Origin of the sequence: Paludibacter jiangxiensis, assembly GCF_001618385.1 — a bacterium.
GTDB classification, from domain to species: Bacteria; Bacteroidota; Bacteroidia; order Bacteroidales; family Paludibacteraceae; genus Microbacter; species Microbacter jiangxiensis.
Genome location: NZ_BDCR01000002.1, coordinates 16,982 through 37,808, shown reverse-complemented (window position 1 = coordinate 37,808; position 20,827 = coordinate 16,982). Strand labels below are relative to the sequence as shown.

Here is a 20,827-nt window from a genome sequence, read left to right as displayed (position 1 = left end):
ATATCACAAAAGAGAAATCTGTTATATAACATATTTTGCACGCAGATTTAGCACACGGAAAACACAGAAATGAAGGAACAACACGGAATCTGGATTTACCACAAATGACGCAAATAAACCTAACTACCCCATTATTTATCAACAAAGGACAGAGACTCCTCGAAGTTTCTCAATGCTGTTTTTCTCTACAAAACACACAGAAATAAAATCGAAACACGGCGAACCACGTTCAACAACTAAAACTTAACAAGAATCAATCAGATCACTCATGATTAAAACCCATAAATATCCATTATATTTGCACATAATCAACAAATTAGACCCCACTTACATTTCACACAACACGAAATGCCGTAACCAAAGGCCTCTCATATTTTTGAGTAATCTTAAATTCATAATTCGGCTTATGAAAAATCTAATTCCATTTCCTGCTCTTATCGCTTTGATGGTGATTTCATTCGCCTCCTGCAGGCAGAATGATAACGTACCCACAAATAAAATTGTACCTCCGATTTTCAATACGAACGTTAGCTATGGCACCATGACCGATGCGGATGGCAATACTTACAAAACCGTAACCATCGGCACGCAAACATGGATGGCCGAGAATCTTCGCACCACAAAGTATAACGATGGCACAAAAATTCCCAACCTTACGGACAATTCAGAGTGGGTAAACGCAACGACGGAAGCATATTGCACTATTCTCAACACGTCAGATCCGGACATTATCCATCTTTTCGGATGTTTATACAATTGGAATGCTATCAACAGTGGCAAACTGGCACCAAAAGGTTGGCATGTACCCACCGATGACGAATGGACACAACTAATCGAATATTTAGGTGGCGAGTACGTGGCCAGCCCCAAACTAAAAGAGGCCGGCACAACTCACTGGTCCGCATCTACCGCCGAAGTCACAAATGAATCAGGTTTTACTGCTGTTCCCGGAGGTACACGCTGTGTCAGTTGTTCTGTCAACGATGAAGGATTTGGAGGGGGAGCAGAGACCGGCTGCTGGTGGAGTTCAACAGAGAGTAATATCGGTTTAGCGTGGGGTCGGGTTCTGCACAATTCATCTAGAACAGTATTCCGTTTGGAAAATTACAAGACTAACGGATTATCCGTCCGACTCGTGAAGGATTGACAAGTCGCAGGATTTGTTTTAATGCGAGTCGGAGCTCGCATCACCCATTTTAATAGGGTTTTACAAATTCTTGCGCCAGTAGTACATAGGGGGATCGGCTTCCTGGAAATCGAGGCTGACGTAGAGGGTTTGCGCTTTCACATTGTCATGACGCACTTCGAGGGTGATGCGGCTACAACCTTTCTCGCGGGCACGAACTTCAATGGCCTCCATAAGCTTCCGACCAATGCCCTGGCTGTCGCACGAATTGAGATGAGCCAATTAATTTTACCGTCCGTGTTAGATTTTGTAGCATTTTTCCTGCGATTCCTATTTCAATTTTATTGCTTTCAAGCCACGAAATAATAATCCACTGATTTTTCCGTCGGGATCTTTCTGTATTTTAATTTCATCCCGATATTCTGCAATAAAGAAATCGGCATCAGAAACAAAGTACATTGCACTTTTTGTATTATTGAAGCTCAGGAAAAGTTTATTATTTTCTCTAATTATGGAAATCGGCATCTTGTTCAGTTCGTATTGCCCTATATACTGAGACTGAAGCGATTCAGGCACAAAAACTATTTTGCTTATCTGTTCCAGTATTTTAGTTGTGTTCTTATTATCGAGATTAAGCTCCTTTGCTTTTTTGTAATAAGCTTCTGCTGATTCTTTGTCCCCTATCTTAAGAAAAGTTTCGGCAAGTTTACTGATTGTTTCTGTTTTTTCCGGATAAAATTTTGCATTTAGCTCCATTACCTGAAGGGCTTTTGTCAAATCGCCATTTTGAGACAATGATTTACTCCATGCATTAAGATCATCATAGGAATGTTGATATTCTACTAATTTCCGATAATCATCATTAGCAGAAGCCAGCTCATGAGCATAAGCCTTTTCAAGTATAGCTGATCTGACTTTAGGTTTTTGAATATCCGCATAAAGAGAAACAATAGCATCTGTAACAAGTCTGTTATTGTCCCGAAAAATATAATGGCTTGTTTTGAAAGCTAAAATTCCCTTTCGATTCGGAGCTTCTGAAACAAAGTTATCATGACAGGTTTTCCACCGATTGTCTCTCATCACATTTTGTTCTGAAATTATATCAATCACAGGTATGTCTGGGGAAAGAGGAGGTAATTGTTTCATGGTTTTCACCAACTCCAACAGAGAAGAATTTAGTCCCATTTTATCAATTACATCATCAGAGAAAATACAGGCCATACTTGCATCGACAAATACAATTCCTTTCACTTTTTCTTTATTTCGAATCGCATAAACGGTATTATAAAAACCACCTAAAGAGTGAGATACGAGCATAATTTCCTTAAAATAGCCAAGTTTTGACAATGCAGTTTCAAGCCCGGCTATTTCATCTTTAATGCTTTTGCATTTTGAATCAATAGTGCTTTTACCGAATCCCTGGCGATCATAAGATATCACGGGCGCACCAGTTATTTCGGAAATGGACTGAACAATATCTTGCCATACCTTAATATTATCTCTGTAACCTGTTTCAAATAAGATAGGCATTCCTTTTCCTGGAAGGATGGAAAAATGCAGTTTATAGCCTCCATTATCTATTAATGTATCAACGACTTGACCATTAATAATCATTGAATCTAATACTAGATTAATTATCAGAAGAAAAATAACTTTTTTCATTATTGATTGGGTTAGATGTCTTTTAAATCGAATTTATTGGTGTATTTGAGAAAGTCATTATTCGAACCATTTCAAATCTTGTTCTGTGATATTAACAGCTATGAAACCTAATCACCACTGGCGTGAGGTTGAGCGAAGCGGTATCGTCTGTCCATAAACAAAGTTGTATGAACTACACAGATTCAATTCGACCACAATCAGCAAAGCTAATTAGACACCAGCGCAACTAATAAGCTACATTGTTTTTATTTGCGTTCAAGCTATAATTCAACAGGAACGCACATTTTATACTTCTGCATTTTATGCAAAAAAGGCATAGGAAGAATCACTTATAAATACGAAGATACATTCAAAATGATTTGAATGTATCTTCGTATTTAGCTTTTCTGAAAGTTGTTTGATATGCAAGCTACAATGGCTATCCGGCTCATATCGGCACAGCATGCATATCCGTAAAAAGAGACTCGGTCCCTTATGAAGAATAGTTCATGATAGGTACAAAGTACCAAAGACCAACAACTGAAAGGTATTATTTCCAGGTCGCTGAATTTGTTTTAATGCGAGTCAGAGCTCGCATCACCGGACATGCCAGCTTTACAAATTCTTGCGCCAATAGTACATGGGAGGATCGGCTTCCTGAAAATCGAGGCTGACATAGAGGGTTTGCGCTTTCACATTGTCGTGACGCACTTCGAGGGTGATGCGACTGCAACCTTTGCCGCGGGCACGAATTTCGATGGCCTCCATTAGCTTCCGACCGACGCCCAAACCTCTGAATTCGGGCAGCACAATCAGGTCGTGAATATTTACCATCGGACGTACCGTAAAGGTGGAGAAATTTTCGAATGCCACCAGCATACCCACAGGACGTTCGCCGGCCAGTGCCAGCAATACAATAGCTGTCGGATGATTATTCAATCCGTCTACAAGACGTAATTGCTGCAATTTATTGAGAGGCGTGCCACCGCCCATCTGGTCGCGAATGTATGCATTAAGCAGGTCACAAATACCATTGAGATGTTCGGGATTGCTGAAATCGCAATCTTCTATTTCAATATCAGTTATTGTCGTCATCGGAAAGATGTTTATAGTTTTGAACATCTATTTGATACTTCTGGATGCGTAAACCCATAATCCGTTCGGTAATTCCCAGCGTCTGAGCAGCTTTTGCACTGTTACCGCGAGTGGCAATGAGAGTGTCCAGAATCATCTGTTTCTCCACCTTTTCGAGCACATTGTTGAGCGTTCCCTTGCTGGGAGTTCCCGAAGAGGCTGCCGTTTGCAGCGTGGGAGGCAGGGTATAGGAACGGATCACGTTGTCGGAACTAAGCACCATGGCTCGTTCGATCACATTCTCCAATTCACGGATATTGCCCGGCCAGTGATACATCATCAGCAAGTCGAGCGCTCCGCTGGTAATCCGCTTCACGGCAGTACCGTTAATGCGGTTCAGTTTATCGATAAAATGATCGACCAAAATAGGAATATCGGCACGGCGTTCGCGCAAAGCCGGCACATAGATCGGAAAAACGTTGATGCGGTAGTAAAAATCTTCGCGGAATTTATTTTCCTTGATCATATCTTCAAGGTTGCGGTTGGTCGCCGTAATCACCCGCACGTTCACATCGAGTGTTTTAGTACCTCCCACCCTCTCGAACTGCCGTTGTTGCAGCACCCGCAAGAGTTTTACCTGAATAGACAACGGCACTTCGCCGATCTCATCCAGAAAGATGGTTCCGCCATCGGCCATTTCGAAACGACCTGCATGTTGGGTATTGGCTCCGGTAAACGAACCCTTTTCGTGTCCGAACAGTTCGCTTTCAATCAACGTTTCGGGTAATGCCGAGCAGTTGACTTTAATAAACGGTCCGTTTTTACGGGTACTGGCCCGGTGTATTGCTTCGGCAATCAGCTCTTTTCCCACACCACTTTCTCCGCGAATCATCACGGTGGTATTTATCGGAGCCACTTTTTCGATCATCCCGTACAGATCGTTCATCAACGACGAATTACCCACGATATTATCAGGGCGATGAGCCAGCGGCGACTCTTTCAGCCGGCGGTTTTCGGCACGAAGTTGCTCCATTTCCTCAATTTGCTTTTGACGGAGCGCCACGTTCTTGCCGATCAGCAACCCAACAAGATTCATAAACTTCAGTTCGGGAGAAAAATCGGTAACACGGGAATAATATTTGTGAATGCTTAAAGTTCCGGTAATTTCATCCTCGGAAATAATGGGAATGCAAAGGAATGCCGTGTTATGCACCAGATCGGTAGCTATTCCGGTTTTATTGAGAAAATGTGGATCTTTGGAAACATCGGCAATAATTTTCGCCTTCTTCGTGCGCACCACCTCTCCAATAACCCCTTCTCCGATTTTATACACGCCCCGGTGCTTTTCCTCATCGGTCAGTCCGTATGCCGCACTGATTTCTATAATAGCAGCATTGCGGTTGATAATGGTAATCATGCTATACTGTGCGTTGAGGAACTTACACAAATTAGCAAGTACCAGCTCCAGGTCTTTATTGATATTCTGGCTCTTACTGATAATGTCACTGATTGTAAACAGAAAGGTCAGGTCGGACTCTGCAAAACAGTTCCGCTTGGTGCGTTCGCAAAACATAATCTGATCGTTTTATCGTTTGAACAAAATTCAATGCAAAGATAACAAATAATATCATATTGTCATGTTAAATGGATTTTATTCTTACTTTTTGTCAGTATTAATACTTATAACATTACATTAATATGCAATTATGGCAAAATAAAAATCATTTAGCACAAATATCAGTCACAGTGAATCTCATGATAAACCGAAAGCATTTCGCTCACGGAAAGGTTGCGTTTCAGACGAATGGAAAGTTGGTGAATTTTATTTACAACGCGCTCCAGATCGGCATTATCGAGCGAAAGATTACGTTGCGAAAAGAAGTGAAGTACGGCGGTTTTACCCGAATGTTTACCGAAAACGTTGTGCGCGCTTTCACGGCCGACCAGTTTACCGTCGAAAGGCTGGAAAGCCTGCACATCATGAAGTGTCCCCTGAGCATGAATGCCCGACTCATGAGCAAAAACCATATCGCCGATGATAGCTTTTCCTGCCGGGATAGGCCGTCCCGAACATTCGGCTACGAAACGGCACAATGCAGTCAATTTTTCGGGATGAAATTTGGTCTGCCCAAAAACAGCAGAAAGAGTGGTCATCACCTCTTCCAGTGGAGAATTGCCAGCACGTTCGCCCAGACCATTGACCGTTACGCTAAGATTCTCGGCACCCGCCTGCCAGGCCGTGATGGCATTAGCCGCCGCCATACCCAAATCGTTATGCCCGTGAAAATCGACTTCAAGCAAGGGAAAAGCGGTTTTAATGTCGCGGATCAGCGAATAGAGGGAAAGCGGAGTAAACAACCCGACGGTATCGGCAATACGTACCCGTTTTACTCCTGCGCTTTGTATCAATTCAAAATAGGAAAAGAGACGGGCACGGTCGGTCCGGCTCGCATCCTGTGCCCCGACGCTGACATACGAAAAATAGCGATGCGCATATTCTACCAAAGCAGGCAGCGCATCGCATATCCAAACCCAATCTTTGCCAATGACTTTCAACTGAATATCAGAAAGAGGAAAGGCCATGTGAATACCTTCTGCTCCGGTTCGTGCAGCCATCTCAATGTCCTGACGAAGCGCTCTGCTCCATACCGATATACGACATGTAGGCTTTGTGCGAACAATTGCACGAATGGTTTCAACCTCATCCTCTCCCATTGCCGGCGTACCGGCTTCGATTTCATCCACACCCACCGCATCGAGCAGACGCGCCACTTTCAGCTTTTCCGCTCTGGAAAAGGCAACCCCGGGAGCCTGTTCGCCATCGCGTAAGGTGGAGTCAATCAGGCGGGGAGCGAAAGTGGGTGAAACAAAATCCATGTTAGTTATTTACTGTTTGGTCATTTACTATTTACCATTTTGAATAGGCTGAGTCAGATTTCAATGGTAAATAGTAAATATTGAAATTGTCAATCGAAATCACGCAATCAGGTATTCTTCCACGGCTTTGCCTTCTTCCAAAGCGTCGAGTACCTCTTCTATTTTATCTTCGTTCATACCTCCATACCAGTAGTTGTTCGGCTGAATAACCACGATAGGGCCCTGACTGCAAACGCTAAGGCAGGCTGTGGTTGTTACTACCGCATCGAGTCCGCGGTCGGAGCATCCTTCGCTGATCATTTGCACAAAAGATGTAGCTCCCTGTTTGTTGCAATACCCCTGGGCATCGCCGGCAACCCGGTACGAGTTGCACACCATAATCATGTAATCAGGCTTTTTCATACGAAAAAAAATTTACAGCCCCACCCGACCTCCCCCAAGGGGAGGAGAAGAAATCTGAAGTAAGATTCTTCTGTTCAAGTAAAGGTGTTCGTTATTAAATGTAGTAAAGTAAAATTCTTATTGAGACTTCGAATTTCCTCCCCTTGGGGAAGGTTAGGTGGGGCTTTCTCATCCACAGCCCTGTGCGTTGCCGCGACAGCCTTCGCCGCACCCTTTGAATTCGGATTTACAGAGCGTTTTCAAAGGAATATTCTGATAAACGGCATCCAGACCGGCATCGATCAGGCCATTCATCTGAATCACTTTAACTCCATTTTCCTGAAGAATGCGCATCGGCGTTTCGCCGACACCGCCCACCAAAACTGCCTGACAATCGATCAACGTTTTATTGGCCAACATCTGCCAGCGATCGGCGCCACCGCCCTGAGGAGGTGCGTTGCGAGTTTCCACAAAGTGATAACCGTTGCGGGTTTGTTCAAATATATAGATCTTCATAGCCTCTCCCAGATGCAGGTTCACTAAAAGACCTTCCTGCGTGGCAACACCTACCCGGGTGCGACCTTCGCCACGATTGACCACCATGGTCGAAAATTGTCCTATCATCTCCTGCGCTTCGCTACAATCTTTACCCAACAAACCGGCAGCATCGGCGCGGCAGCGGGCGCAGTGAGCCATCGGATGAATATATTTTGCGACATTTGCCCGCAGCTCTTTCATGGCAACTTTCGAAGGTTCTTCGATATACTCGAATATGGTGTTCTCCGTTGGATAAACCGGAATACAGTTCATGGTATCGGCTCCCAGTTCGGCAACTTTTTGTGCCAGAGCTTCCACTTCGTGGTCATTAATGCCGGGGCAAACCACCGTATTGATCTTTACCGTAATACCTTTCGCTTTCAGCAACGGAATACATTTCAACTGTTGCTCGAGCAAGATTTCAGCGCCCTCTTTACCGCGATAAACACGACGCTGGTAACGTACCCAGGTGTAGATTCTTGCCAACGTATCCACATTCAACGAGTTGATTGTCAACGTAACATGAGTCACACCCAGTTCGGCAATCTTATCGATGTGCGGAGCCAGTTCCAGTCCATTGGTGGAAAGGCAAAAAATAATATCAGGAAACTCGTTTTTCAGGATCTCAAGCGTTGTCAGGGTTTCTGTTGGATTGGCAAACGGATCGCCGGGACCGGCAATTCCCACCACGCTGATATTTTCGAGTTTTCCGGACAACGCCTTGAGATAATGAACAGCTTGCATCGGAGAGAGCACCGTACTGGTTACGCCCGGACGGCTTTCGTTCACGCAATCGTACTTGCGGTTGCAATAAGCACACTGGATATTACATTTGGGAGCAACCGGAAGGTGGACACGAGCATGCGTATGTCGCGCTTTTTCGTTAAAACAAGGGTGCAGAGTTATATCTTTTGTTTCCATAGTCGTTCAGTTTACAATTTATCATTTACGTGAATCAAGAGTTGAAAATAGTCCGTTAGGACTTATATATCAATAGAAAATAAATATCGTGTCCAAGGTTCAACCCCATACGGGGTTGCATTAATGCGGGAATTACATTTTCTATTGATATGTATGACCTACGGTCAAGTTAATGTTCAGATGTTTTGTAATTATTTCAACTCCTAATTCGCATTATTTACAATTTCGAATCAGCATCATTCACTTTTGAGTCGGTCGCATCGCCTTCTTTATTCTCTTTTGAACCGGAACTCCGTTTCGTGAGCTTCGCGAATGCTCGCTGTCGTCTCAGTTTTCGGGCAATCAGTTGGGCGATGTGGATATTCATAACGTTTAAGTTTACATGTATTTGTAACCTACCGGCGATTTGCGTTGTTTGTCTTCAAGAAGCGTATTCACAATTTGTTCGAAAAGGATCATCGTTCCTTCATATCCCAGCACATGGGTATGTTGAGCTCCCAGACGATCGTGAATTGGGAATCCGGTGCGAACGATGGGAATATCCATCTTGCGGGCAATGTAGTAACCTTTGCTATTACCGATCATCAGGTCGGGTTTCAGCTCCTGCATCACCTCTTCCATCCGCTCGAAACTCATACCCTGACCTACCACCATATCTTCGTAGTAGTTTTTACCCAACACTTCGCGAAGCGTCCCGGCAAGCTTTCCGCTTTCGCCACCCGACGCGCATAAAACAGGCTTGATACCAATCTCGGCAGCAAAAGCAGCCAGAGCAACCACAAGGTCTTCTTCGCCGTAAATCACCGCCCGTTTATCGGAAACATATTTGTGACCGTCAACATAAAGATCGACCAGGCGACCCCGTTGGCGTTGGTATTTCATCGGAATCGCTTTTCCCGAAATGGAAGAAAGTGCATTGAAAAATTTATCGGATTCAAGGATACCGACAGGAAGACCGGTACGCACCAGCGGCACATCAAACTTACTTTTCAGGTACTCTCCGGCCGACTGTTTCGTACCATTGTCTTTTATCCGGCCATTCATGCCGCCCGAATTGAGAATATATCCCAGTTCGACGGAAGCGTAAGCCAGTGCACTCTTCTTCAATTCGTCTACGGTAGTTCCTCCGTCGGGAATGCGTCGATAGCTATCCCACGAGGTATTATCGAGGGTATCCGAGTAATCAGGGAACAACACGACCGGTATCGAGAAATCTTCCACAATTTCCTTCAAGTGGCGAATATCTTCCGGCGATATCATATTACTAAAAAGGTTAATATGATCTCCAACCGGGCCGGAAGCCTCTGCCAATGTCTTCACGGCAGCAAACACAGCTTCGTGAAATCCCTCCGAATGTGTTCCCTGATAACTGGGAGTAGATGCAAAGATCATTACCGGAAGGTCCGGCATCGTGTTGTGTGTTTCCTGGTATTCGAATATTAATCGTTGTACATCCTCACCGATGGTTTCGCTCAGACAGGTACTGGCGATGGCAATCACCCGCGGATGGTATTGCTTGATAATATTGTCAATGCCGGTGTTGAAGTTCTTATTTCCCCCGAAGATGGTTGTCTCTTCACTAAAATTGGAGGAAGCGATATCTACCGGTTCGCGAAAATGGCTAATCAGATAGCGGCGGATGTAAGTGGCACATCCCTGCGAACCGTGCAACATCGGTAACACGCCTTCTAATCCTTTGAAGGCAATACAGGCGCCCAGCGGCGTACATTGCTTGCAAGCATTGCACGAGGAGGCAAACGTATCGCCCGAAGGCATCACTTTCTGCTTGATGGATTCTGCCTTTTGCATACAATACTTTGTTTTGGAGTTACACAAATTCTCTTTATCTGCCCCTAAATCTCCTGAAGGGGACTTAAATTTGCAAAAAGAGATTTCTCATATTTTTTTACCGACCAACAAGTCCCCTTCAGGGGATTTAGGGGTAAAATAAAATCATCGAAAGACTCATTCGTTATCGAATGGAGTTGAACGATTCACAAATTGCCACACCGGACTGGTTACCGTTTCGTAGACCTCTTTGGCAAAATTGAGCATTCCGTCGTAACCGGCCAGCGCCAGTTTGCGTTCGTGGTTGTGATCGCAAAATCCGATTCCGAGTTTGTAAGCAATGGGGCGTTCTTTCACGCCGCCGATAAACAGGTCTGCTCCTGTTTGCTTCACAAATTCCGAAAGTTCTACCGGATTGGAATCATCTACCATAATGCAACCGTCATCGCAAATAGTTTTCAGTAAACGGTAATCCTCTGTGTTGCCGGTCTGCGTGCCTGCAATCACCGTTTTCATACCAATCAGTCGTAATGCCTTGACCAACGAAATAGCCTTGAATGCCCCGCCCACATAGATGGCTGCCTTCTTTCCCTGTAAAGCTCTCTTGTAGGGTTCAAGTGCCGGAATCAGGGTCGTGAGTTGATCTTTCACCAACTCGCGGGCTTTGTCCATTACGCTGTCGTCTTTGAAAAATTTAGCCACTTCGTAAAGCGCATCCGACATATCTTCGATGCCGAAATAGGAGACCTTGATAAAAGGAATGCCGTATTTTTCTTTCATCTGTTTGGCCAAATGAATCATCGAACCGGAGCATTGCACCACGTTGAGCGCAGCTCGATGGGCATTCTGAATTTTCTTCACACGGCCGTCGCCGGTAATGGGAGCCAAAATCTGAATCCCCATTTTCTTGTAATACTCTTCGAGCATCCAAAGCTCACCGGCAAGATTAAAGTCGCCAAGAATATTAATGCTCAATGGTGAAACATCCATACTTTCGTCTGTGCCTACCAATGAGAAAAGAGCGTCGCAGGCTATTTTGTAGCCATCCTTTTTCGATCCCTGAAAGCCTTCGGCCATTACGGCGACAACCGGAATATTCTTCTCTTTTTGCACCCGTTTGCAAACCGACTGAACATCGTCGCCAATAACACCCACAATGCATGTGGAGTAAACGAATGCGGCTTTGGGATGATGTTTGTCAATCAGTTCATGAAGTGCCTGATACAACTTATCCTGCCCGCCAAAGACAATGTTTTTTTCTCGAAGATCAGTTGAAAAGCTGCTACGGTGCAGTTCGGGACCTGACGAGAGAGCCCCCCGTATATCCCAGGTATAAGAGGCGCAACCGATAGGGCCGTGCACCAGATGCAGTGCATCGGCAATGGGGTAAAGTACCACACGTGAGCCGCAAAAAACGCAGGCTCTCTGGCTGACAGACCCGGCCACACTGGGCTTTCCGCCCACCAGCTCGTGTGAGTCAATCCCCTTTGTCACGATCTGATTTTCTCTGCCTTCTAAATATTCAGCCATAATGTTTTTGTTTTGGAGTAACTACACCGGACAATATTAAGCGTTTCTGCATGATTCCAATTCTGCTTTGAAACCAACACTTATTCGTCCGTTACACATCTATTTTGCCAGCGATTATTCTGCTTATCGTTTCAGGTAGGATTTCAAAGATGTTACGGCTGTTTATCACCGTAACATCTTTACCACAATCCATTATTACATTACAAGTTCTACTTTTTCTTCCGGACAGGTACGGTCTTTATGTTCAAGGAATGCATCCATAATCTTTATTAAAAGATTGGTAGCTCCCGTATATCCAACATAAGGGAAGAAATTGTTACCCGGACGATCCGTCACAGGAAATCCCAAACGAACGAATGGAATATTTTCGTCGCGGGCAATATATTTTCCGTAGCTGTTACCGATCAACATATCGACACCTTCCTGTTTGATCCATTGATGCATCTGGAACATATCGGCACGTTCGCCGCTTTTGAATTTGGCTTCCGGAACTTTTTCTTTCAACAGTTCGGTCATTGCTTCATCGAAATGTTTACCCGGAGTCCCTGTTACGATATAAACCGGTTTCATGTCCAATGTCAGCAAGAATTCCACCAAAGGAATCAACGTATCGGGATCGCCAAACAAAGCCACCCGTTTGTCATAGAAATTTTTGTTATTGTCGGCAATCATATCTACCAGGCGGCCACGTTCTGCGGTCAACGAATCGGGAACCGGCACGTTGGCATGACGGCTGAGCGACATGATAAATTTATCGGTAGCCTTCAATCCAATAGGAATTTCGATCGTTTCAAATTTCACCTTACACTTATTTTCGAGCTTGATACAAGCATCTTCAGTGGTGTAAGGTCCGATGCCAATGGTGAATTTGCTGTCGCCGGTCGCGATCATATCAGCCTGAGTGGTTCCTCCTTTCGGATACATATCGTAATGACCTGTCAACGGAGTATCCAGCACATCCGACATATCGGGAAACATGATGGTACGGGCTTCCATCTCTTTGGCAATGCGTTTAATCTCGCGCATATCAGAGGGTTCCATCCAGCCAGCCACCAGATTTACCACGTTTCTCTTTTTCGGAGTAGCTGTGGAAAAGAATTTTACAAAAGAGGATACCTGATTGGCATAACCGGTAACGTGAGTACCCACGTAACTAGGTGTATTACAGAAAATAACTTTCTTACCGGCAGGCACTTTTCCATCTTCGTTTGCTTTAGAGACAATCTGGGTAAGGTCATCACCAATCGTTTCGGAAAGACAGGTAGTGTGCACCGCAATCACTTCCGGATCATATACGCTGAAAATCGTTTCGATAGCGCTTACCAGGTTAGCCGAGCCACCAAACACCGAAGATCCTTCAGAGAACGAGCTGGTAGAGGCCATCACCGGTTCTTTGAAGTGACGGGTAAGTGCACTACGGTGGTAAGAGCAACATCCTTGCGAGCCGTGGCTATGGGGTAAACATCCATGCAAACCCAATGCCGCATACATGGCTCCCACAGGTTGACAGGTTTTGGCCGGATTGATCGTCAGAGCCTTTCTGTCTATTTCTTTTGCTGTTGTATGTCGTAATAGCATAATTGTGTGAATTAACAGCCCCCTAAATCCCCCTAAAGGGGGACTATCAGAGCTTAGATTTAGAACGTTTTATGCGTCCAATTGATTATTTCTTAATCTTAAACTTTCGATTGCAGATTTTCTAAGTCCCCTTGAGGGGATTTAGGGGCCCGGTTTTTTAGTAAGCGTATTGAGCTTCCACGTAGGTTTCGCTTTCCCAGGGAGCTTTCATTTCTTTCCAGATGGTGGAGCAGGCAATCATTTCGATATCTTCGTAGAAATTGATAGCACCTTTGAATCCGGCATACGGTCCTCCGTAATCGTAGCTATGCAACTGTTTGAGAGGCACACCCATTTTCTGTACACAGAATTTTTCTTTGATACCGGCGCAGAACACATCAGGCTTGTAGAGTTCAATCAGTTTTTCCATTTCGTAATGGCTGAGGTCGTCAATTACCAAAGAGCCTTTGGCCATCTGAGGCATCAAACCTTCGTAACCGTTGAATTCCATTCCATCAGCTTCGAGCGCTTTCAATTCTTCTTCTGTCTTGCGGGGATTGTAACGGGCTTCGTCTTTAGTTACGGTAATTTCCTCGATGTTACGGCTATCTGCATCAATCTGGATAGTCGGAATAACCACACGACCTTCGTAGTCGTCGCGATGACCGAACTCATAACCGGCAGAAAGTGTGCTCATACCCAACTCTTCGAAAAGGTTCTGATAGTGGTGAGCGCGGGATCCGCCGACGAACAACATGGCTGTTTTACCGTTGGTTTTTTTCAATGCTTTTTCGCGGGCAGCAGTAACTGCTACCATCTCGTCGGCAATCACCTCTTCAATTTTGTCGATCAATTCCTGATCTCCGAAGTATTGTCCAATCTTGCGAAGCATCTTAGCGGTTGAGTCTGCCCCGATCGGTTGTACCTTAATCCATGGAATACCGAAAGCGGTTTCCATCATTTCGGCCACGTAGTTGATCGAACGGTGACACATCACCATGTTAAGGTCGGCAGTATGAGCATTTTCAAATTTCTGAATCGTGGAGTTGCCGCTGAAGGTAGCAATCAGGTTGATGCCGCATTTTTCGAAAACACGTTCCAACTCAAACGCATCACCACCGATATTGTACTCTCCCAAAAGGTTGACGCGGTATTTCAGATCACCTCTCTTCTCGTCATCGCGACCAATAAGATTTTTGAACAAACCGTTGTTTGCTATGTGGTGACCAGCAGACTGAGACACTCCACGGTATCCTTCGCAGGAGAAACCGAAAATATTGATATCGCCGCCAATTTCTTCTTTCATGTGGCGAGCCACGCGGTGCACGTCGTCACCAATAAGACCTACCGGACAGGTGGAGAAGATGGCGATGGCTTTCGGATGAAAAAGTTCGTAAGCTTCACGAATAGCCTGTTTCAGTTTTTCTTCACCGCCAAACACGATATTGGAGTCCTGCATGTCGGTCGAAAAACAGTACATCATGAAGTTTTCATCCGTTTCGGTTTCGGGCTTGGTCTGGTTACGGCGGGTCAGCCACGAGTAAAAACCACAACCGATAGGTCCGTGTGTAATATTTATAATGTCGCGGGTAGGACCGAGCACCACACCTTTACAACCGGCATAGGTACAACCGCGTTGTGTTATAATGCCGGGAATAGTACGCACGTTGGCCTGAATCTGGGGAGGCGTTTCCGGATCGTTCAGCAGAATGGCCTTATCCCGCTTTTTGGCAACCTTCTTGGGGTATTTGTGCAATACCTCGTCTTTGAATTTCTTCAGGTCGTCAACCGAAACGCTGTTATTTACTTCTTTTATCATAGTTGTATCTCCTTTTTCATTAGTCCAAAGTGCTGTCGCCCGATTCGGCTGTACGTACACGTACCGAATCCACAGCATTCAGAACAATTATTTTACCGTCGCCGCTTTTGCCCGTCTGATTCGCTTTGATGATAGTCTGAATAGCCAGATCTTTTTTCTCATCGGTTACCACCAGCGTAATCATGCGTTTGGATTTCAATCGCGGCATTTTTTCAATCAACTCGGCATATTCGGGATCGGTCTCGTCGGCTTTTTCGTAATCGCCGTGGCCTTTTCCCCGGCCAAGCACCGGCATTGCCGTAAACGAAGGGAGACCGGCTTCCGAAAGAGCAGCCTTGGTATCGCCCATTTTGGCAATTCGTATGATAGCGAGAATTAATTTCATGTGTGAAAATTTTATTCGTTAATAGCTTGTATTTTAGAAACCGGGAGAAAGATTAAACTTCCATTTTACCACTGGAAATGGTATATGTTTCGACAACCGGAGTAACGAATATTTTCCCGTCACCAAACTGACCTTTTTCGCCCGAGCGGGCTGCTTCTATAATTGTTTCTATCACGAACTCTTTGTCTTTCTCGTTGATCACGATCATGAGTAAATCTTTGGGCAACTCATCGTAGGTAACATTTCCCACTTTGATACCGCGTTGCTTACCGCGACCGAACACAGATAATTTTGTAACTGCAGGAAAACCTGCATTGAGCAGGGCTCTCATGACTACCGGCGATTTTTCCGGACGAACGATGGCTCTTAATAAATACATACCGTTTTGGTTTAAGTTGTTTCTATTTTTATTACAAATCTTCTACTTTGTACGATAAGGGCTTACCGAACTGGTTTCCTTTGGATTGAGACCGGAAGAAAGGTGCAGAATTCGTTCCTCCCGGTCTTCTCCAAAACAAAGGTTTTAGTTCATAATTCCGAAACCTACCAGCAAGTCTTCCAATTCTTGCATAGCCAATGGAGTCGGAATTACCTGCATTGTATTATCGTTGATTTTTTTTGCCAACGCGCGGTATTCGTCAGCCTGTGGATGTTCGGGAGCATGGTCGATCACCGTTTTCCGGTTAATTTCAGCATGTTGAACCATGTTATCGCGAGGCACAAAGTGTATCATCTGAGTTCCGAGTTTCTTGGCAAACTCCTGAATCATATTAGCCTCGTTATCCACTTTACGGGAGTTGCAGATAAGACCGCCAAGGCGGACGTCACCTACTTTACCAAATTTAGAGATGGATTTGCAAATGTTGTTGGCGGCATACATCGCCATCATTTCGCCTGAACAGACGATATACACTTCCTGTGCTTTACCGTCGCGGATAGGCATTGCGAAACCACCGCAAACAACGTCACCCAATACGTCGTAGAACACGTAATCGAGGGCTTTGTCATCATCATAAGCACCAAGCTGTTCGAGGAGGTTGATAGAAGTAATGATACCACGACCGGCGCAGCCTACACCCGGTTCCGGACCACCCGATTCCACGCAGTGTGTTCCTTTAAAGCCGGATTTCATCACATCATCGAGTTCTACATCTTCGCCTTCTTCGCGAAGTGTGTCCAAAACGGTTTTCTGAGCTAAACCGTGTAAGAGCAAACGGGTAGAGTCTGCTTTAGGGTCGCAGCCCACTACCATCACATTTTTTCCCATTTCGGCCAGACCGGCCACTGTGTTTTGGGTTGTGGTAGATTTACCAATTCCCCCTTTTCCGTAGATAGCAATTTTTCTCATAACCTTAATATTTTGCCTTAATGAATGAATTGTTACAATACTACTTTCAAAGCGCGTGCCAGAAAACATTATTTAACAAACACAAACAGGGCAAAATATGGTAAATTACTGATATACAGAACAAATATTTTTAAAGAAAAACAGAGGAGCGTTATCTTTTAAAACTAAATCGCTCCGGGGAAGTAGGAAAACGATCCTAAATCTACAAATTTGTAGGATTCTCAAATGTCGTAATCTTCTCCTTCCCGATCCGTAGCACTTTTGTGGCCAAACGGTGGATCTCATCCTTATCATGACTCACCATAACGGTAGTAGAGTTAAATAAGTTATGAGATTTAATTATTTCATTTTGAAGCGACTGCCTCAACTCAAAATCAACCGAAGAGAGTGGCTCGTCCAGCAGCATCACCTCCGGTTTTCGCGCAAAGGCACGTGCCAGCGCCACCCTTTGCTTTTGCCCGCCCGACAACCGAGTTGTTTTCTGATGGCGGAGTTTCTCCAACTGGAAAGTATGCAGGAGGCTTTCCACCTCATCCATTTTTTTTACATCCTGCGCAAAACGGATATTCTCCTCCACATTCATGTTCGGGAAAAGGGCATAATCCTGAAACATATAGCCGACATTCCGCTTTTGTGGCGGAATATTGATTTTTTTCGAGGAATCGAAAACCGTTTTATCCCCAATACGGATCAATCCTTTATCGGGAACAAACAGTCCGCACAACATTCGTAACAACGTAGTTTTACCTGCACCCGATTTCCCGAAAAGACACACCAACTCGCGCTTCTCTATTTCTACACAAACCTCCAGCTTTCGTGGCCCGTCGGTTGTGAGCATTTTTCGTTCAACATCAATATAAATCATATTCTGAAATGTCGATTTACACTATAAATAATCACCAGCAACACAAAAGAGACTGCAAAAAGAATCAGCGAATAATGATTTGCCGTGCTATAATTCAATGATTGTACTTCGTCGTAAATAGCGATAGATGCCACCCGTGTTTCGCCGGGCATATTACCACCCACCATCAGCACAATGCCGAACTCTCCAATGCTGTGAGCAAAAGTCATTGCAATGGCGGTTACGATGGAGGGTTTGATATTAGGCACCAACACCCTGAAAAATGTCTCCATTTTAGATTTACCCAAGGTATAAGCCGCTTCCCGATAACTTTTGGGCAAAGCCACAAAACCGTTTTGCAGGGGCTGCACCATAAACGGAAGGCTAAAAATAACACTGGCGATAAGTACTCCCTGAAAAGTAAAGGCCAACCGAAGATCGAACCAACGCTCAAGAAGGCCGCCGAATGCATGTTGCGGACTGAATGCCACCAGCAGGTAATAGCCAATTACCGTCGGCGGAAGCACCATCGGCATATTGATAAGGGCTTCAAAAATCACCTTCAGCCGGAAACGGGTAAAAGCCAGCAAGGCTGCGATGGGCAAGCCTATCACAAACAGAATCAGCGTGGTGGACAAAGCCAGTTTTGCCGTCAAAAACAGGGTTTGAATAAATTCAGAAGACATATGCGTCAATATTAGAACAAAGAATAAAGAGAAAAGAACAAAGACATTACTCTTTCCATCTGATCAACTTAACAAACCTGTTCTTGAAAAGAGAGATGCCGCACTCTTCGCGGCATCTCCAACGATCAGATTTGTAAAATACTCATAATAACCATCACGGTCAACGTTTCACCAAGCCATAGCCGTAGCTTTTCCAAATGGCATCGCATTTGGGACTCAGCACATATTTCATAAAGCGGGAAGCTTCTCCGTTACGCTCCCACCCTTTTACCAACACACAACCCTGAGCAATCGGCGGACACACATCGGCAGGAAGTTCATAGCAAAACCCTTTGCCTTTCATATCGGGCGCCAATGCCAGCGAAAGAGCTATAAAGCCAATCTCTGCATTGCCGGTAAATGCAAACTGTGCTGCCTGCGAAATATTCTCGCCCACCACAATTTTCCCGGCAATTTTATCGTACAACCCGTGCTTTTTAAGGGTATTGACCGCATTCTCGCCATAGGGAGCCGTGGCCGGATTGGCTATAGCTACCTTTTTTACCTCCGGCAAAAGAACCGCATTAAGCCCTTTTGAAAGATTCACTTCCTTGCTCCACATAGCCACTTTCCCAAAAATATAGGTAACCACAGGCCCTACGGTTGCTCCTTTTGATTTCAGCGCATTAGGAAAATCCATGTCGGCAGCCATAAAGAAATCAAATGCCGCCCCGTTCAATATTTGTTGCGTGAGCGTTCCCGAAGCGCCAAAGGTGATATCTACCTTGGTTTTCGGATGCTCTTTTTCATATTGCTTTTTAATTTCTTCGAGCACGTAACGCAGGTTAGCCGCAGCCGCCACTCTCACTTTTTGTGCATGGATCACACATGTAAACGACACGAATAGTGTCAGTATAATAATGGAAGTCTTTTTCATTTTTTCTCGTATTAATGTTCTGCGAATTGTATCTTCTTTACTATTTAACCGACAAGAATGTAGGTTTAATGGTAATCATAATAAATGCCCATTGTGGAAATTTCTGATCGACATTGGCTTTCAACTTCTTGACCGAAGTCACAAGCGCATTGGCAAAATAGCCGCTCCAACCTCCCTGCAAGCTCATAATGGAGGAGACCGGGTAGGTAAACGTCAGATCGAGTTCCGACCCGAGACCTTTGTGATTGAATGTTTTGACCTGCTGTTGCGCCAAACTAAAGGCATGGTACGAAGCTTCTGCTTTCAGTTTCGATCCGATGGTTACTTCCGGACCGAAATAGAGATCGACCAAACCTCCCGAAGGAAGCGATTTCCAGTACTCCATAGCTCCGTTGAACGAATGGTTTGATCCGAAGAGCTTGTTGAAAGTGTGATCTTCTGTTGTTGCCAAGTCGTATTTAGAACCCGAAAAATAGTCGGCACCCACATTCACTGCCACCGTTTTTGATGCTTTTGCCTGAGTCTTGAAGGCCAATAAATAGGCATCCAACCCTTTTCCTGTAGTTCCATGACCGAACTGATAATAACCCGTTCCGTAAAAAGTCACAGGGAAATTCTCTGCCGAATAGCCCAGATTGCCGCCCACTGTATTGCGATACCAACGTTTATTATCATTCACATTGGCCTGATTATTGGTTCGCTGATACCCTTCGTTAACCCAGAGAGCTGTCAGATTGATATTGCCCAACGGCTTGGAAGCCCATAGGTAGGTCATCGATTTGTAGGTTGTAGAGTAAGCAGTTTCCTGATACACATCACTGGCATTATTCCAGGCAGCACCCAAATGCAATGTAAAATCCGTTGAGGTATATTTCATCAACAACAGATCATGCGCATTGCCCGTATTGCTCCAGTTGCTTGCCGAAAAGAGCCGTTTATCGTCATATTCTATTGCCTGACGACCCATGGCAAACGAGATGCCCGGAGCCAGCAGGTATTCGCCCCAAGCCTCATACACCCCGAAAGTACTCGTGCTTAGCGCTGTGGGAGCCGTCTGTCCAAACACATGCGTATCCTGCAACACCAGTTTGGCTTTCATCACATTCGAAGTATAAGCCAGATTCAATCTCGATCGCATCACCGTAACCAGCGCGGTTCCCAGCGAATCATACAGGGGAGTCACCGCTCCGCTGCGAACTTCGGTTCGCGTACGAAGCTCTCCTCCGATGGTTACTGCCTGTGCAGCGGCTTCTTCGACCGCAACAGCTGTAATACCCAGCAACAAAAAACTAACAAACAACCTTTTATTCATAACAAACTATTTGAAATTAATAATTAGCAATATTCGAATTACCCCGATATACACTCCAAAGAATAACGTTTTTCAAAAAAAAGCC

20 protein-coding genes are annotated in these 20,827 nt (G+C 44.8%); 1 reads left to right on the top strand and 19 read right to left on the bottom strand.

What is annotated here, in order from left to right; all coding sequences use genetic code 11:
• Positions 1-406 precede the first annotated feature (406 nt).
• Positions 407-1,147: a fibrobacter succinogenes major paralogous domain-containing protein gene (locus tag PJIAN_RS05315; protein ID WP_068702842.1), complete on the top strand. Its 741-nt coding sequence runs from the start codon at positions 407-409 to the stop codon at positions 1,145-1,147.
• A 60-nt stretch (positions 1,148-1,207) separates the two neighbouring features.
• On the opposite strand, the gene PJIAN_RS14750 is transcribed toward PJIAN_RS05315, so the two are convergent.
• The 19 genes from PJIAN_RS14750 to PJIAN_RS05225 all read right to left on the bottom strand — a co-directional run bounded on the left by PJIAN_RS14750 (position 1,208) and on the right by PJIAN_RS05225 (position 20,742).
• Positions 1,208-1,408 carry a GNAT family N-acetyltransferase gene (locus PJIAN_RS14750; RefSeq protein WP_262496833.1) on the bottom strand — a complete coding sequence of 67 codons (201 nt, stop codon included), beginning with the start codon at positions 1,406-1,408 and terminating at the stop codon, positions 1,208-1,210.
• A 48-nt stretch (positions 1,409-1,456) separates the two neighbouring features.
• Positions 1,457-2,788: an alpha/beta fold hydrolase gene (locus PJIAN_RS05305; RefSeq protein ID WP_084252282.1), complete on the bottom strand. Its 1,332-nt coding sequence runs from the start codon at positions 2,786-2,788 to the stop codon at positions 1,457-1,459.
• 594 nt (positions 2,789-3,382) lie between these two features.
• Positions 3,383-3,862 carry a GNAT family N-acetyltransferase gene (locus PJIAN_RS05300; protein WP_068703213.1) on the bottom strand — a complete coding sequence of 160 codons (480 nt, stop codon included), beginning with the start codon at positions 3,860-3,862 and terminating at the stop codon, positions 3,383-3,385.
• Positions 3,846-5,414 (bottom strand): sigma-54 interaction domain-containing protein, encoded by a 1,569-nt coding sequence (locus PJIAN_RS05295; RefSeq protein WP_068702837.1) that lies wholly within the window; start codon positions 5,412-5,414, stop codon positions 3,846-3,848. Before PJIAN_RS05295 ends, PJIAN_RS05300 begins: the two co-directional genes overlap by 17 nt.
• Before the next feature lie 164 nt (positions 5,415-5,578).
• The gene (locus tag PJIAN_RS05290; protein ID WP_068702836.1) at positions 5,579-6,718 is read right to left on the bottom strand and encodes a hydroxymethylglutaryl-CoA lyase-like TIM-barrel protein; all 1,140 of its coding nucleotides are present in this window, start codon (positions 6,716-6,718) and stop codon (positions 5,579-5,581) included.
• Positions 6,719-6,817: 99 nt separating this feature from the next.
• The gene (locus PJIAN_RS05285) at positions 6,818-7,120 is read right to left on the bottom strand and encodes a (2Fe-2S) ferredoxin domain-containing protein (RefSeq protein ID WP_068702834.1); all 303 of its coding nucleotides are present in this window, start codon (positions 7,118-7,120) and stop codon (positions 6,818-6,820) included.
• Between the two features lie 168 nt (positions 7,121-7,288).
• Positions 7,289-8,557 carry a radical SAM protein gene (locus PJIAN_RS05280; RefSeq protein ID WP_068702824.1) on the bottom strand — a complete coding sequence of 423 codons (1,269 nt, stop codon included), beginning with the start codon at positions 8,555-8,557 and terminating at the stop codon, positions 7,289-7,291.
• A gap of 217 nt (positions 8,558-8,774) precedes the next feature.
• Entirely contained in the window at positions 8,775-8,924 is a 150-nt protein-coding gene (locus tag PJIAN_RS14885; RefSeq protein WP_153802487.1) for a hypothetical protein, read from the bottom strand.
• 11 nt (positions 8,925-8,935) lie between these two features.
• Entirely contained in the window at positions 8,936-10,366 is a 1,431-nt protein-coding gene (locus tag PJIAN_RS05275) for a nitrogenase component 1 (RefSeq protein WP_084252281.1), read from the bottom strand.
• A gap of 156 nt (positions 10,367-10,522) precedes the next feature.
• Complete coding sequence (gene nifE, locus PJIAN_RS05270) at positions 10,523-11,875, bottom strand: nitrogenase iron-molybdenum cofactor biosynthesis protein NifE (protein ID WP_068702823.1); 1,353 nt, start codon at positions 11,873-11,875, stop codon at positions 10,523-10,525.
• A 195-nt stretch (positions 11,876-12,070) separates the two neighbouring features.
• Positions 12,071-13,453, bottom strand: coding sequence for a nitrogenase component 1 (locus PJIAN_RS05265; RefSeq protein WP_068702822.1), 1,383 nt, complete (start codon positions 13,451-13,453; stop codon positions 12,071-12,073).
• 157 nt (positions 13,454-13,610) lie between these two features.
• Positions 13,611-15,251, bottom strand: a complete 1,641-nt coding sequence (gene nifD, locus PJIAN_RS05260; RefSeq protein WP_068702821.1) for a nitrogenase molybdenum-iron protein alpha chain — start codon at positions 15,249-15,251, stop codon at positions 13,611-13,613.
• 19 nt (positions 15,252-15,270) lie between these two features.
• The gene (locus PJIAN_RS05255; protein ID WP_068702819.1) at positions 15,271-15,636 is read right to left on the bottom strand and encodes a P-II family nitrogen regulator; all 366 of its coding nucleotides are present in this window, start codon (positions 15,634-15,636) and stop codon (positions 15,271-15,273) included.
• A gap of 52 nt (positions 15,637-15,688) precedes the next feature.
• Entirely contained in the window at positions 15,689-16,015 is a 327-nt protein-coding gene (locus PJIAN_RS05250; RefSeq protein WP_068702817.1) for a P-II family nitrogen regulator, read from the bottom strand.
• A 144-nt stretch (positions 16,016-16,159) separates the two neighbouring features.
• Positions 16,160-16,984 carry a nitrogenase iron protein gene (nifH, locus tag PJIAN_RS05245; protein WP_068702815.1) on the bottom strand — a complete coding sequence of 275 codons (825 nt, stop codon included), beginning with the start codon at positions 16,982-16,984 and terminating at the stop codon, positions 16,160-16,162.
• A 202-nt stretch (positions 16,985-17,186) separates the two neighbouring features.
• Complete coding sequence (locus PJIAN_RS05240) at positions 17,187-17,849, bottom strand: ABC transporter ATP-binding protein (RefSeq protein ID WP_084252280.1); 663 nt, start codon at positions 17,847-17,849, stop codon at positions 17,187-17,189.
• Positions 17,846-18,514: a molybdate ABC transporter permease subunit gene (gene modB / locus PJIAN_RS05235; RefSeq protein ID WP_068702813.1), complete on the bottom strand. Its 669-nt coding sequence runs from the start codon at positions 18,512-18,514 to the stop codon at positions 17,846-17,848. Before modB ends, PJIAN_RS05240 begins: the two co-directional genes overlap by 4 nt.
• Before the next feature lie 160 nt (positions 18,515-18,674).
• Entirely contained in the window at positions 18,675-19,430 is a 756-nt protein-coding gene (modA, locus tag PJIAN_RS05230; protein WP_068702811.1) for a molybdate ABC transporter substrate-binding protein, read from the bottom strand.
• Positions 19,431-19,470: 40 nt separating this feature from the next.
• Positions 19,471-20,742: an alginate export family protein gene (locus tag PJIAN_RS05225; protein WP_068702809.1), complete on the bottom strand. Its 1,272-nt coding sequence runs from the start codon at positions 20,740-20,742 to the stop codon at positions 19,471-19,473.
• Positions 20,743-20,827 lie beyond the last annotated feature (85 nt).

Excerpts from the sequence above, each read along its gene's own strand:
- PJIAN_RS05315 (WP_068702842.1), top strand. The coding sequence starts at position 407 with ATGAAAAATCTAATTCCATTTCCTGCTCTTATCGCTTTGATGGTGATT.
- PJIAN_RS05305 (WP_084252282.1), bottom strand. The coding sequence starts at position 2,788 with ATGAAAAAAGTTATTTTTCTTCTGATAATTAATCTAGTATTAGATTCA.
- PJIAN_RS05300 (WP_068703213.1), bottom strand. The coding sequence starts at position 3,862 with ATGACGACAATAACTGATATTGAAATAGAAGATTGCGATTTCAGCAAT.
- PJIAN_RS05295 (WP_068702837.1), bottom strand. The coding sequence starts at position 5,414 with ATGTTTTGCGAACGCACCAAGCGGAACTGTTTTGCAGAGTCCGACCTG.
- PJIAN_RS05290 (WP_068702836.1), bottom strand. The coding sequence starts at position 6,718 with ATGGATTTTGTTTCACCCACTTTCGCTCCCCGCCTGATTGACTCCACC.
- PJIAN_RS05285 (WP_068702834.1), bottom strand. The coding sequence starts at position 7,120 with ATGAAAAAGCCTGATTACATGATTATGGTGTGCAACTCGTACCGGGTT.
- PJIAN_RS05280 (WP_068702824.1), bottom strand. The coding sequence starts at position 8,557 with ATGGAAACAAAAGATATAACTCTGCACCCTTGTTTTAACGAAAAAGCG.
- PJIAN_RS14885 (WP_153802487.1), bottom strand. The coding sequence starts at position 8,924 with ATGAATATCCACATCGCCCAACTGATTGCCCGAAAACTGAGACGACAG.
- PJIAN_RS05275 (WP_084252281.1), bottom strand. The coding sequence starts at position 10,366 with ATGCAAAAGGCAGAATCCATCAAGCAGAAAGTGATGCCTTCGGGCGAT.
- nifE (WP_068702823.1), bottom strand. The coding sequence starts at position 11,875 with ATGGCTGAATATTTAGAAGGCAGAGAAAATCAGATCGTGACAAAGGGG.
- PJIAN_RS05265 (WP_068702822.1), bottom strand. The coding sequence starts at position 13,453 with ATGCTATTACGACATACAACAGCAAAAGAAATAGACAGAAAGGCTCTG.
- nifD (WP_068702821.1), bottom strand. The coding sequence starts at position 15,251 with ATGATAAAAGAAGTAAATAACAGCGTTTCGGTTGACGACCTGAAGAAA.
- PJIAN_RS05255 (WP_068702819.1), bottom strand. The coding sequence starts at position 15,636 with ATGAAATTAATTCTCGCTATCATACGAATTGCCAAAATGGGCGATACC.
- PJIAN_RS05250 (WP_068702817.1), bottom strand. The coding sequence starts at position 16,015 with ATGTATTTATTAAGAGCCATCGTTCGTCCGGAAAAATCGCCGGTAGTC.
- nifH (WP_068702815.1), bottom strand. The coding sequence starts at position 16,984 with ATGAGAAAAATTGCTATCTACGGAAAAGGGGGAATTGGTAAATCTACC.
- PJIAN_RS05240 (WP_084252280.1), bottom strand. The coding sequence starts at position 17,849 with ATGATTTATATTGATGTTGAACGAAAAATGCTCACAACCGACGGGCCA.
- modB (WP_068702813.1), bottom strand. The coding sequence starts at position 18,514 with ATGTCTTCTGAATTTATTCAAACCCTGTTTTTGACGGCAAAACTGGCT.
- modA (WP_068702811.1), bottom strand. The coding sequence starts at position 19,430 with ATGAAAAAGACTTCCATTATTATACTGACACTATTCGTGTCGTTTACA.
- PJIAN_RS05225 (WP_068702809.1), bottom strand. The coding sequence starts at position 20,742 with ATGAATAAAAGGTTGTTTGTTAGTTTTTTGTTGCTGGGTATTACAGCT.